General features: G+C 58.0%; 10 protein-coding genes. 3 read left to right on the forward strand and 7 right to left on the reverse strand.

Going from position 1 to position 12585, the window contains the following annotated elements:
• Positions 1-11: 11 nt before the first annotated feature.
• Complete coding sequence (locus tag AC1RNA_RS01370; RefSeq protein ID WP_492949961.1) at positions 12-2936, reverse strand: EAL domain-containing protein; 2925 nt, start codon at positions 2934-2936, stop codon at positions 12-14.
• 199 nt (positions 2937-3135) lie between these two features.
• Here AC1RNA_RS01370 and AC1RNA_RS01375 point away from each other — a divergent pair, with 199 nt between their 5' ends.
• Positions 3136-3522: a cupredoxin domain-containing protein gene (locus tag AC1RNA_RS01375; RefSeq protein ID WP_009339783.1), complete on the forward strand. Its 387-nt coding sequence runs from the start codon at positions 3136-3138 to the stop codon at positions 3520-3522.
• Between the two features lie 29 nt (positions 3523-3551).
• Here the strand turns inward: AC1RNA_RS01375 and AC1RNA_RS01380 are convergent, their stop codons facing one another.
• On the reverse strand, positions 3552-4565 hold the full coding sequence (locus tag AC1RNA_RS01380) for a hypothetical protein (protein WP_492951162.1): 1014 nt from the start codon (positions 4563-4565) through the stop codon (positions 3552-3554).
• Positions 4566-4862: 297 nt separating this feature from the next.
• Between AC1RNA_RS01380 and AC1RNA_RS01385 the strand changes: the two genes are divergently transcribed.
• Positions 4863-5024 (forward strand): hypothetical protein, encoded by a 162-nt coding sequence (locus tag AC1RNA_RS01385; RefSeq protein WP_009339781.1) that lies wholly within the window; start codon positions 4863-4865, stop codon positions 5022-5024.
• A 48-nt stretch (positions 5025-5072) separates the two neighbouring features.
• On the opposite strand, the gene AC1RNA_RS01390 is transcribed toward AC1RNA_RS01385, so the two are convergent.
• From AC1RNA_RS01390 to AC1RNA_RS01405, 4 genes are all read right to left on the reverse strand, one after another.
• Positions 5073-6095, reverse strand: coding sequence for a cytochrome-c peroxidase (locus AC1RNA_RS01390; protein WP_492949962.1), 1023 nt, complete (start codon positions 6093-6095; stop codon positions 5073-5075).
• Positions 6096-6423: 328 nt separating this feature from the next.
• The gene (locus AC1RNA_RS01395) at positions 6424-7290 is read right to left on the reverse strand and encodes a CoB--CoM heterodisulfide reductase iron-sulfur subunit B family protein (RefSeq protein ID WP_492949963.1); all 867 of its coding nucleotides are present in this window, start codon (positions 7288-7290) and stop codon (positions 6424-6426) included.
• An 11-nt stretch (positions 7291-7301) separates the two neighbouring features.
• Positions 7302-8300 carry a succinate dehydrogenase/fumarate reductase iron-sulfur subunit gene (locus AC1RNA_RS01400; protein ID WP_492949964.1) on the reverse strand — a complete coding sequence of 333 codons (999 nt, stop codon included), beginning with the start codon at positions 8298-8300 and terminating at the stop codon, positions 7302-7304.
• Positions 8294-10009: an FAD-dependent oxidoreductase gene (locus AC1RNA_RS01405; protein ID WP_009339777.1), complete on the reverse strand. Its 1716-nt coding sequence runs from the start codon at positions 10007-10009 to the stop codon at positions 8294-8296. The genes AC1RNA_RS01400 and AC1RNA_RS01405 overlap by 7 nt, the downstream gene beginning before the upstream one ends.
• 276 nt (positions 10010-10285) lie before the next feature.
• On the opposite strand from AC1RNA_RS01405, the gene AC1RNA_RS01410 reads away from it, so the two are divergent.
• On the forward strand, positions 10286-11233 hold the full coding sequence (locus tag AC1RNA_RS01410; RefSeq protein ID WP_492949965.1) for a LysR family transcriptional regulator: 948 nt from the start codon (positions 10286-10288) through the stop codon (positions 11231-11233).
• 53 nt (positions 11234-11286) lie between these two features.
• Here AC1RNA_RS01410 and AC1RNA_RS01415 read toward each other — a convergent pair whose 3' ends face one another.
• Positions 11287-12564, reverse strand: coding sequence for an ABC transporter substrate-binding protein (locus AC1RNA_RS01415; protein ID WP_492949966.1), 1278 nt, complete (start codon positions 12562-12564; stop codon positions 11287-11289).
• Between the last annotated feature and the right edge of the window lie 21 nt (positions 12565-12585).

The raw sequence follows: 12585 nt of genomic DNA on the forward strand, positions 1-12585 counted from the left end.
GGCTAGCGCCGTCAACTGCTTAGCGCATAGACTCCCTCTGCATCCTTCTTGAGTCTGTTCCGGCATGTCCGGATGACGGACGGAACTTCGGATGCGGCAACCGGTTTGCTGAAGAAATAGCCCTGCACCTCATTGCAGCCTTCCGCCGCAATATAATTGAGTTGCGCGATATTCTGCACGCCCTCCGCCGTCGTCCGCATACCGAGGCTCTTACCCAGGCTGACGATTGCCCGGATAATGACCCTGGAGCCTTCGGCGTCGGTCAGATCGCGAACGAACGACTGATCGATCTTCAGCTTGTCGAAGGGGAAGCTGCGCAAATAACTCAACGACGAATAGCCGGTTCCGAAATCATCCAGTGCGATCCGCAGCCCGAGGGCGCGAAGCTTGTGTAGCGTTTCCGTGGTTTCACTGTTGTTGGTGAGAAGAACGGATTCCGTGATTTCGAGCTCCAGCCGCTTCGGCGGAAGTTTCGAACTGGCCAAGGCGGACGAGAAAGCTTCCAGCAATCGCGGGCTGCGAAATTGCACGGAAGAGACATTCACCGCGACCTTAAGATCGTCCGGCCATAACGCGGCCTCCCGGCACGCCTGCTGGATCACCCATTCGCCCAGCGGGATGATGAGGCCGATCTCTTCGGCGACGGAGATGAACTGTTCGGGCGTCACCACGCCATGGACCGGATGACGCCAGCGCAGCAGGGCTTCGAAGCCGCAGACCTTGTCGAGATCGATGTCATACAGCGGCTGGTAAAAAAGCTCGAACTGCTTCTTGTCCATGGCCTCCCGCAGATCGAGCTCCAACGCGCGGCGCTTCTGCAGGCTTTCATCCATCTCGGTCTCGAAGAATCGCCAGATTCCCCGGCCCTCCGCCTTGGCACGATACAAGGCGACATCCGCGTTCTTCAGAAGCTTTTCGCCCGATGTGCCATCGCCCGGCGAGAGGGAAATGCCCACGCTGCAACCGATAACGATGCGTTGTCCGTCGAACTCATAAGGCTCGCCAAGACATTCGACAATGCGCCGCGCCAGCCGCGCGGCATCCTCCGGGCGCTGGGTGTCGGCCTGGATGATCGCAAATTCGTCGCCGCCAAGGCGGGCGACCGTATCGATCTCGCGAACACAGGACCCCAGCCTGTCAGCGACGGCACACAGCAATTCGTCACCCACCGCATGGCCGAGCGTATCGTTGACCTGCTTGAAGTTATCGAGGTCGAGACAGAGGATCGCAAAGCCGGACCCGCGCCCGACTTGCGCAATCGCCTGTTCGATCCGTTCCGCCAACAGAACGCGATTCGGAAGACGGGTCAGCGCATCGTGGCGGGCCATGAAAGTAATCTTCGACTCCGCCTGACGCTGCTCGGTGACATCCTCACATGTCGTCAGCCATCCCCCATCGGAGGCTGGCCTGTGCCTGACGCAAATCACGCGATCATCGCTGAGTTGCTGATAGTAACTGTCGATCTTCTCGCGGGACAGGAAGCGTTGCCGTTCAGCCAGGAGGTCGCTGACGTTCTGACCCGCATGATTTCCAGCCATGACACTCAGCATCAGGACGGATTCGAAGCTCATGCCGGCATGAACGGAGCCCACCGGAATATTGAATATCTCGCAGAACCGGCGATTAACGACTTGAAGACGCGCATCCTTGTCATACAGGCACAGGCCTTGCGACATATTCTCGAGCGCGGCGTCGAGCCTCCGGTTGGTTTCGTGAAGTTGCTCTTCCTGCATCTTCAGGGCGGTGATGTCGCTGAAAACGACGATCACGCCGCGCTCCTGCGTCATGCTGCGGCTGACGCGCAGCCAGCGCCCGTTCGGAAGGCGAGCCTCGCTTGCCGAATCCCGCAGCGCCGCAGGCGCAAAATCGACCAGCGGGTTTTCAATCCACTGATCCTCGAACGGGCTGCAACGCAGCAGGTCTGGCGCCTCCGCCAGGAATTCGCATGCGCGTGAGTTAGCCAACGCAACCTGACCATCGGCCTGAAGCAGAACGACGCCTTCCTGGGAGGTTTCAAGTGCATCGGTGAGGCGCGCTTGCGCGGAGCGCCGCTGAGCGATCTCCCGCTCCATCATATCCCTGATGTTGTTACGCATGATGCCCATGGCGGTGATCAGCGTGCCGAGCTCATCCTCGCCTCCGGCGGGAATATCGACATCGAGCTTGCCCTCCGCGATGTTGCGCGCAGCCTTTGACGCCACCGCAACCGGCCCGATGATCCGGCGGCTTAACCGCCACGACAGGAATCCGGACAAGATCAGCGCCGCGGCCAGCGCGACCAGATTGAAGTTGATGTCGCGGTTGATCGCGGAAAGCGCATGCTGGCGAAACAGAAAGCCATCGCCCGCCGTGTAATTGATCAGCAGGTCAACCTGCTGGTCGACAACCTTGGCATAATTATCGAGACTGGCGGCCTGCGTGCTCTGCCCCTTCCCATCGGTAGGGTTGTCCGTCGCATCTTCCTCCAGCACGACCTTGTGATGCAGCGCGGTCCACGCGTCGGCGGCCTCCTGCACCTTCCTCGCTGAGGCGACGGCAAGAGTGGATTGAGAGCGTTCGGCAGCGATGTTGAGGTCTTCGTGGAGCGTCTTTCCGAGACTGTCGATTTCCTTGTCGAGGGCTGCGCGCGACGCAGGATCCGTACTCACCAGCCGGCGGGAGGAAGCCGCGCGCATATTGGAGAAGTCGGCAGCAGCCGCGCGCGCATAATTGATCGACATCAGCGATTCATCGAAGGTCTTGGCGACCAGATCCGCTGCGTGCCTAATGCCGGATGTCGCGTAGACGCCGAGTGCTGCTGTGATGGCGCTCATCAACAGGCAGCAGATCAGAATTTGCGTCCGAATAGTTCCTTTGACTGGCATGGCGGCCAGAAGACGGCGGGGCATCGCGAGAAACGATCCGCGATCGGCCCTGCGGCCCGGTAAAACCCTCATACTGAAACTTCGCTTTCTTCATTGGCTGAAGAAGACATTCTTGTCTCACGCCACTCTCCCTCGATGTGGCCTATTCTGAGGTGACATCGACTATCCAAATAGCCATATAACGTTTACAGGCAGTATCAGGCGGTATTGAGTAAAAGGCGTCGCGAGTCATGGTAACCAGTTGGTGCATCTTATCGTTCAGGGTTCCGCGATGAACGGGACCGCCAAGGAGAAGAAGATGCTTGGGCACAGACGGCTTCTCGCCATCACGCGGCATCTCGGGTTCCAGATTATTGCCGCAAGCCTCGGCGGCCTGCTCACGGGAGCGGCACTGGCGGTGGGTCCGTATCAGATTTCTCAAAAAAACCGGCAGTTCCAGCCGGGCCAGATCACCATAAATCGCGGTGAGGCCTTACGCTTCATTAACGATGATGGCGAACTGCTCCATCACGCCTATCTCAAGTCCCCGGAATTTCAATTTGATTCCGGAGACCAGAAACCGGGCAGCAAATTCGAGGTGACCTTCCCGGTCGCGGGCAATTTCACCGTACTTTGCGCGATTCACCCCAAGATGAAGCTGCTCGTGAGCGTCAAATAAGCAGCTTCGAATCCGGCACCCGTTCGATTTTACAAAATCGTCGTGCTGAACAAATAAGCGTGCCCGACATAATAGACAAAAAGCGTCGTCGCGAGCGCGGCACAAAAAGTCGCCGGGGCAAGTATCGGCACGCGACGGTCGTTTTCCGCGACACGCCGGTTGTCAGCGATGATCGCAAATAGCACCGCAATGATGCCCGAGTGCCCGATCAGGTCGATCTTGCCGAACTCGAAACATGCGGCGATGAACATTCCGGCAAGGATGGCTGCCGCGCAACGCCGGACCAGCGGAGTCCACAACAGGGCGAACGCCAGCGTGAACTCAACGACACCCGCCGCACGCATATAGAAGTCCTGGTCGAACCCGAACGTGATGCCCGGATGGGTGACGAAAATCGGGAAGCTCCACTGCGGATAAGCCCACTTTTCGACGGAAGCCCACATCAGCGTGATGGCCGTCGCATAACGCATGACATCGATCGGCTCGATTCCGAAGAACTTCTTCTGAAGTCCGGTCAGAGCGAGATAGGCGGCGATACCGAGAAAGATCGGGTAATCGGCCAGATGAAAAATCCCGTAATCATGGACCGCGATGCCGAAAAGAGTGGCGATGCCGAGCGCGGAGATCGGCAAGGTGCGCCGCGACAACAGGCAGGCAATGATCACCAGTTGGATTGGGCCGATAATGGTTGACGTCGATTTCAGTTCCGGCGTGAGAATGATCCCGCCAATGGCCCATAACGAGACGAAAAAGAAAAAGACAGTCGCGCGGACGATCAGTTCGGTATTGACCTGCAATCCGCTAGTGACCCGATCCATCGAACGCAACATGGCATCGCCGACCGATGTCCTCTCAATCAGACAACCCGCGAAAAGCCAGACGATGGCAACGAAGACCAGGATTTCAAAATCCTGGCACAGCACGTTCTCCAGCCCCTCTGGCTGCCCAGCGACGTTGTATGCGCAGAACCATTTGACATGAGCGCTCGCACTTTCGGTGCCGATGGCGCCGAACAAGACAACAAGCGCGAAACGAAAGAACATCGAGGATGAACAACGGAGCGCGGAGCCAAGCCGCTCACAATAGGTCATCATCACCAGCCCCGATTTTTTTAGCGATTATATAAAGGGTTTGTTTACTATACTGGATTTTCAGAATCGAGCGAGCGTAGTCTGACAAGGCCTTGTTTTGTGGTTAACGATTGTTAAGGAGACGAATGAACTAGCCAGCTCAATAACTTGAGACGAATATTTCAAGCATTTCAAATTCTACGGATTCAAATCACCGAACTTAAGCTCATCAAGTCCATTTTGATGACCGACCTATTTCAGGAGAGTGAAATGATTGCCTTGCTGAGTGTGGCGAGCGTTTTGGGCGGATCTGCATTGGCGATCGCCGCCGACAGGCACATCCCACATCGCGAGATACTGGAAACCTGCGCCGGCACGCTCCTGTTCGCGGGCTTCGGCTTGCTGGGATCGGTGCTGCAGCATTACACCTGATCGTGCGGCTTAAGCGGCGCGCCGCCTCTCCTGCTCTCGCTTAACCTGTTACTTGGCCAGCTTCGGTGAGTGCGCTTCGACCGCGGGCGCCGAGAGTGTCTTGAGAAAAGCGATCAGCTCCGCTTTTTCCGCTGCCGTCAGTCCAAGAGGCTTGATCGAGGGCGAGCGGCTCGGACGATCGATGCCGCCTTTATTATAAAGCTCGATCACGCCTTCCAGCGTCGCGACCGAACCGTCATGCATATACGGTCCGCGGTCCGCGACATCACGCAATGTCGGAGTCTTGAAGGCGTATTGCAGCTTCTCGGAAGTCGGAAACAATCGGCCTCGCCCGATATCATTGCCGGTCGCAGAGCCGATATCCTGAAACGATCCATCAGTGAACGAAGGCCCGCTGTGGCAGCTTGAGCAGTGCGCCTTGCCATTGAACAAGGCGAACCCGCGCTTGGCCTGCGGGGAAATCGCGCTCTCGTCTCCCATGATCCAGCGGTCGAACGGCGCTTCGCCCGCAACAATGGTGCGCTCATAGGTTGCGATCGCCAGTTCGATTCGCCGCCGGGTGACGTGCTTGTCGCCAAACGCCTTGGCAAAGGCCGCGGTATAACGTGGCAGCGCGCGCAGCCGCCGCACCAGTTCGCGTTCGGTGATGTTCATGTTCTGCGGGCTCGTCAGCGGCCCGAAGGTCACCGATTCCAGATCGGAAAACTTTCCATCCCACCCAAGGATATCCACGAACGCGATATCGATCAGGGTCGGCGTACGGATTTCCATGCCTGCGGGATCTTCGCCGATCGCGTGGGGCAACCCGTCGCCCCATGACTTGGCCGGCACATGGCACGAAGAGCACGAATGCTTGCGCGACCCGGACAGCAGCGGATCGAAGAACAGCATTTTCCCTAAGTGGGCCTTCGCCTTGGAATAGGGATTGCCGTCAGGGAAAGGGATCGTGGTGGGCCGGCGATATTTTGCCCGAACGGCATCGAGATCATGCAGCCCCGCGGCTGCCAGATATCCCATTGGCAGTCCGAAAAGCAGCAGCGCTGCAAAGGCCAGTCCCGTCCGTCGTTTCATCGCATTTCACCAAGCTAAACATTGGCTTGGATATGCTTTAGCAAGCCTTAAGGTTTGGTAGTGGCGCCCCTATCCCAAAGGCCTAGGGGGCAAACGATCCCTAGCATTCGCGTTTACTTAAAATTTTTCGCCATCCAGAGCTCAATGTAATGTCAGTTCCGGAACCTCTTAGCTCATCGCACTGGTATCCAGTTGCCACCCCAACCGAAAGCGGCGCGGGATACTTTGCCGCTCCTTACATGGGTCAACGCCTCGCCGATTTCTCGGCACGGGCTCGATAATATCTCTATCGCCGTTCACGAAGCCAAGTGTTCAGTACTCCCTTCGATCAAAGCGACCGCAGCGCTTCGGTCGAGATAACGTGTTTATCGAGGCGCAATTCCTCATGCGACATGCCAAGCGCCAACCCTACGAGTTGGGGCAAATGAAGCACCGGCATATTGAGTTTCTTCCCGGCGTCCTTCTCGATTTCCTTCTGGAAACTGTCGAGCACCGTATGACAGAGCGGGCACGGCGTCACCATCGCATGCGCGCCGTTGGTCTTGGCAGACTGGATATGCTGGCCGGTCAGCTTGATCGCGATGCGCTCGTCGTGCGCGGCAGTATGAAAACCGCAGCATTCGGTGCGGCCAGTATAATCCACCGGCTTGCAGCCAAGAAGCTCGGACAGCTGCTCCAGCGAACGGTTGTTGCGTGAATCGATAAACCCATATTTCTCTGGCGGCCGCGTGATGTGACATCCATAGAAGGCCGCCACGGACATTCCAGTCAAAGGATTGACCACCATCTTCTGCAGCCGCTCGCTGCCGATATCTTCGAACAACATCCACAGGAAATGGGTCACACGGGTCGTACCCTTGTATTCAAGACCTTCCTCCGCGAGCCGCTGATTCACCTGCCGGGCAAGATTCTTGTCTTCCGCGAAGGTGGCATTGGCATCGATCAGATTGAGCGTGCAGGTGTTGCAGACCGTCATCAACGGCAGTCCGTGCTGCTCTGCGAGTGCGAGAATCCGGACATTCAGCGTCAAAAAACCGACGGGATCGATGGCCCGCAGTTCCCGCGCGCCGGTGCAGGTTGCCGATTCAAGTTCGGTCAATTGCAGATCGAGCGCGACCGCGACCTTGCGCAACGCGACGTTCAATTCTGCACATGTGCTTTTCGCCGAGCAGCCGGGATAATACGCAAACTTCATGATGCGGCCTTCTACTGATCGAGGATGCGGGACGCGGCTTTCGCTGCGCCCGGGTTTTTCCCGAAGAGGGTTTTCCACGGATTGATCTTGCCCCGCACCAGCAATCGCCATGCACGGACGATTTGCAGCAGCACTTTCGGCCCCTGTACGCGCAGGACGAGTTCGCTCGGATCGATCCGCCCCCGCGAAGCGATAATCGCCTTGAAGGCCAGCGAGTGCCGCGCCGCGTGCGGCACCAGCGCGGCGGTCTTTGCCTTCAGCGGCTCGATGATCCGCGTGACGATTGGAATTTTCGCCGGACAGGCCTCTTCGCACTTGTAGCAAGACACACAATTGAAAATACCTGCGTGCTCGAGCGCGCGCGCCACCTTGGCCGGATCGTTCCGGGAATCGAGTGCGGTTTGAGCAAGCTGGACCAGGGGCGCCGGCCCGGCAAAATTCGTCAAGCCGCCAAGGCCGACAACCGGGCAAGCCGAAAAGCACGACATGCAACTGATGCAATCCAGCGCCTTCGAGGCATTCTTCATGTCCTTGTGGGACAACGGCTCCGGGAAGCCGGCATAACCGGAGGGGCGCTCAAGCCACGGCTCGAACTTTGCCACACGCGCTTCGTAGGGACTGCGGTCGACAACCAGATCGCGAATGACGGGTAAATTCCGCAGCGGCTCGATCGTCATCTCGGGCTCGACGCTTTCCCAGCAAGCGAGCACCTCGCGACCGTTCATCCTGACCGCACAAGTCCCGCACATCTTCGTTCCGCACAGCCAACGATACGCCAGATCGGTCGCGAAATTCTCCGCGATGTAATTCAGCGCATCCAACACCCGCATCGAAGTGTCGTAAGGAACAACGAAGCTTTCGAATTCGGACTGTTCGGGGTGTTCGGCATCAAACCTGCGAACACGAACGTGGACCGGATCGCCGAAATTGAGCCGCGTATTGCGTGCCAGCAACCCGTCCGAGTTTTCGACCTTTCCGATGCTCCGCGCGTCGATCTGCAGGTTCACCACGGCACCATCATGTTGTCGCGGCGTGCAAAGCCGGGCTGGAAGAACGTCAGTTCATAAGGATTTCGTTCGAACCGGAAGCCATTGTCGGTCTTGATCATGACATTCGCAGCCAGCCAGTTCTCATTGTCCGTCTCGGGGAAATCCGTCCGCATGAACGGGCCGCGGCTCTCGCGGCGCTCGATGGACGAATGAACGACCAGTTCCGCGGCGTCGATCATGTTGTGAACATCGATCGCATCGAGCCATTCGTAATTCGCGACGCGCGTCCGGTTCTTGACCTTCATGTTCGGCAGCACGGATGCACGAATGCGATCGAGATCTTCCAGCGCGCTCGTCAGACCGGCATGATTTTTCTCAATGCCGGCTTTCTCCCACATGACCCGTCGAATCTTTTCCTTCACCACGACAGGCGTGAAGCCGTCTCCATCCATCATCAGCATCGCCTCGATACGGTGGCGCTCCCGCTCGATTTCATCGTCAGGCACCTTGCCGGACTGGAGCTTGTCGAAATCGGCAGCAATGCCGTCCGCAACGGTCTTGCCATCGAACGTCACCAGCGCGATCAAGCCGTTACTGTGACCGCCGACACCACCGGCGACATAAAGTCCCGGCACCGATGAGCGCATGTTGGAGTTATCGACCAGGATTCCGCCCTGCCGGTAATGTGCGGTAACGGCGGTTTCGATCGGCCCTTTGCGTGGGTCGAGACCAAGCTGGTAGAATGGCTTGCCGTATGTCGTGTAAGCGTCGATCTCCTTGAAATCGACGTGATCGAAACCAGCGTAATAGCCGCCGTCATAGCGCGCCTTTCCGGCATGCACCTGCTTTACCAGCCTCTTGAGCTGAATGGTGTAGGGCCCGAACGCCATCGGATCGTCGACCTGCTGGTTGAAAAACTCCTCGCCGGAAGAATTCACCATCCGCGCCGAGTGATCCGACCCCAGAACAGGGTTGGGATAAATCTGCACCCGCTGCCAGGTCGGGGGGTGAGCCACATCGTTGGTGTGCCACCATTGCATTTCGAGATTGACGAGGCTGGCCCCTGCCCGCCATGCCATCGCAATGCCGTCGCCGGACATCTCTCGCGTGCCGGTCGAACGGATATGCAAGCGATCCGAATAGCCGGTGGCAAGAATGACAGCACGCCCGACAACGACGCTGTATTCGCCGGTCATGCAGTTAACGGCGAAGACTCCGCACACCTTTCCGTCGGCCCCGTGCAGTAGCGATGTGACGGTCGTTTCTTCAAGCCGGCGAATGCCTGCCTTCATTACCTGCTTGCGACGCAGATCCATGAACGGCACGCCGGAATTGCCCTGGATGTTCGCCGCAATGCTTCTGATCTTGCCGGGGCTGGTGACGACATTGCCATCGTCGTCGCGACGGAAATAAAGACCGGCCTCCTCAAGTTCGGGATAGTAGACGTTCTCGATCCACTGGCCGCATCGCTTGGCCCAGTTCTGATCGATCAGAAACTGATTATGATACTTGATCAGGAATTCTGCAGTGTTGCGGCCCTGCTCCGGTGTGTTGCCCAGCAGGCCGCCTCCGAGAACAAGATTTCCCGCGAAAAGTGAGGCGCCGCTTTTGCCGACCAATCCCTTGCAGACAATAACCGAGTCGATCCCCTTCCGGGACAGCTCAAGCGCCGCGTAGCATCCGGCCGCTCCTCCACCCACTACGACAACGCCGGTTGTTATGATCTGCATCGATCAAGTCTCTTGCCGCGCCTCAGCGGTCAACTCATATCGATCTGCATCACCAACCCTTCGCTGACAGAATTGAGGGCCAAAACGCAGATTTGCTTGCAAAGTAGTGTGGTATGCCAGCCCTCGCATTAGGCGTTTTTGCACCCGCCAGTGTTTGCGTGCAGCCAGCCTTGATCGAGGTTGCCGCAGTTGCGGTAATTGACGCGGTCGATTCGATAACTGCAATATCGGCGTCAAACTGCGCTCGTTGGCGGAGGCGCGGCGGAAGGAGTGACCATGTCTAAGCTGGACAGGCTCGCCTGGGACGACCTTCGGGTGATCCTCGAAGTAGCGCGTCAGGGCAGCATCTACAGCGCGGCAAAAATCCTGAAGGTCGATCACTCCACGGTGACCCGGCGGATCGCGCATGTCGAACTGATCCTGGAGCGGCGTCTCTTCGACCGCTCCAACCGCGGCATTACCGCGCGGCCGGAGACCGAGCACCTGCTCGAACATATTCGCCAGATGGAGGTGCATGCCGCCGCGATGCACGAGGCGATCGGCCATGTCGAAACCCAGACCCGGGCCATCCGGGTGGCCACGATGGAAGGGTTGGCGAGCGGCTACCTCGCCCGCCGCATTCAGGATATCACGCTCGACGAGCCCAGCATTCGGATCGAACTGTTCAGCAATCCTCACATCGTCGACCTTCTGAAGAAAGAGACCGACATCTTTCTGAGCTTTTTCGATCCCCAAATTCCCGGCCTTATCAGCCAGCAAATCGGCGAGACCGCGATCTATCTTTATGGTTCGGAGCGATACCGTGCGCATCATGGCCTGCCGACATCGCAAGCCGAACTCGGGTCGCACCGCTATGTCGGCTACATCCCCGAAATGATCACGATCGAATCGGTCAAATGGCTCGACCAGATCGTGCCAAACGCTCATCTGGCATTTTGCAGCAACAGCGTGATCGCGCAGCGCAACGCAGCCATCGCAGGCGCCGGCCTCGTCGTGCTTCCGACCTTTGTCGGCGAGGAGAACGAGGCACTGTTCCGGGTCATGCCGGATGAGATCCGCAGCCTGCGTCCTGTCTGGATGTCGGTCGGGCGCGATCAGCATGTCCTGAAAACCATCAGCCGGTCTGCGAAGGCCATCGCCCGTATCTTCGCAGCCGACAAACGGTTTCTTCTCGGAGAAACGCTGGCTCTCGAAGAGCGGGATCTGGCAACTGTCAAAATCTGAAGCAGCAAGCGGGCAATCACCTCTGGAGGGATGATTGCCCGCCGCGTGCCGCGTCACACCGGCATTGCCGACAGGTTGTGACGCACAGGCATGTTTTTCAGAAGGTCATCTTTCGATACCTTCTTCTGCAACGTCAATTTGCCGTTGACGACGCGGCTGATGTAGCAATCCATGATGCCGGCATGATCTTCCTTGCGGATCATTTTGTCGCCCTGCGGATGGCCGAGAGAATTCTTCATCTCCATGCCTTCAAGCACCCGAATGACACCTTCGACATCCTTGCGCGTCTTATAGCCGGATTTCTCAATGGCTTGCTTGAGCGCGAAGATATCTTCCCACGCCTGCCAGCAATGGCTCTTGTCCATCACCGCCGTTCCGCCGATCTGGCGCGCATCGACATCGTCGATATTGAGCCGCTTGTTGAACTCCTTGTGATACTCGTCATTCTTCGACGTGAGCATGCGCGGGAAGTTCTCGAAGAAGTAGACGCCTTCGGCCGCACCCTGAATGTCGTCCGGCGCGATCGATTCGATGCTCGCCGACGACGAGAACATCTTCATCTTCTTGTCGAGGCCCATGCTCTTCGCCTGGGTATAGAAGCCGAGCGACAGCGAGCCGATGAAGGCCGGCAGCAACACCTCGGTGTCCGCGGAAATCTGCGCCAGATAAGGCACAAAGTCCTTGGTATCGAGCGGCACCGCGATGCTGTTGAGGATCTTGCCGCCCGCTTTTTCGATGAAGTGGCGGGATTCCTGGTTGGTGCTCTGGCCCCAGGCATAATCTGCGTAAATGATCGACCAGGTCTTGCCGAAGTTCTCGACGCACCACGGCATGCTCGCCGCAGCAATCGAGTAAGTATCGGTGCCGGTGCGGAACGAATAACGGGTGCCCTTGGAACCCGTCGCCTCGGTTGCCTCGCCATTCGAGAAATAAATGGTCTTCAGTTCGGACGCGATCGGGATCGCGGCCAGCATGACGCCGGAGTGAACCGAGCCGATGATAAACTCGGCATTGGCACGCTGGATCAGGTTTCGCAGTTTACGAGCACCGCTCGCCGGATTGGATTCGGTATCTTCCGTCGCAAGCTCGACCTTGCGGCCCGCAATGCCGCCACCCTGGTTGATGATATCGACGGCAGCCCGTGCGCATCTGTCATGCCACACGCCCCAAGACGAAATCACGCCGGTCAAATCGCAATGATGACCGATGACGATCGGACCGGATGCTTGCGCGAAAGCATCCCTCATGATCGTAAGGTTAGCGGTGCCCGCCGCTGCGCCGCCTGCGAGCGCGCATTCGAGGAAGCTGCGGCGCGTAAGTTTTTTGGCCATGATCTTCTCTCCTTGAAAGTC

It is taken from the genome of Afipia sp. GW821-FHT14H12, assembly GCF_058803465.1.

Coding starts and splice junctions, on each gene's coding strand:
- AC1RNA_RS01370 (WP_492949961.1), bottom strand. CDS start 2,936: ATGAGGGTTTTACCGGGCCGCAGGGCCGATCGCGGATCGTTTCTCGCG.
- AC1RNA_RS01375 (WP_009339783.1), top strand. CDS start 3,136: ATGAACGGGACCGCCAAGGAGAAGAAGATGCTTGGGCACAGACGGCTT.
- AC1RNA_RS01380 (WP_492951162.1), bottom strand. CDS start 4,565: ATGTTCTTTCGTTTCGCGCTTGTTGTCTTGTTCGGCGCCATCGGCACC.
- AC1RNA_RS01385 (WP_009339781.1), top strand. CDS start 4,863: ATGATTGCCTTGCTGAGTGTGGCGAGCGTTTTGGGCGGATCTGCATTG.
- AC1RNA_RS01390 (WP_492949962.1), bottom strand. CDS start 6,095: ATGAAACGACGGACGGGACTGGCCTTTGCAGCGCTGCTGCTTTTCGGA.
- AC1RNA_RS01395 (WP_492949963.1), bottom strand. CDS start 7,290: ATGAAGTTTGCGTATTATCCCGGCTGCTCGGCGAAAAGCACATGTGCA.
- AC1RNA_RS01405 (WP_009339777.1), bottom strand. CDS start 10,009: ATGCAGATCATAACAACCGGCGTTGTCGTAGTGGGTGGAGGAGCGGCC.
- AC1RNA_RS01410 (WP_492949965.1), top strand. CDS start 10,286: ATGTCTAAGCTGGACAGGCTCGCCTGGGACGACCTTCGGGTGATCCTC.
- AC1RNA_RS01415 (WP_492949966.1), bottom strand. CDS start 12,564: ATGGCCAAAAAACTTACGCGCCGCAGCTTCCTCGAATGCGCGCTCGCA.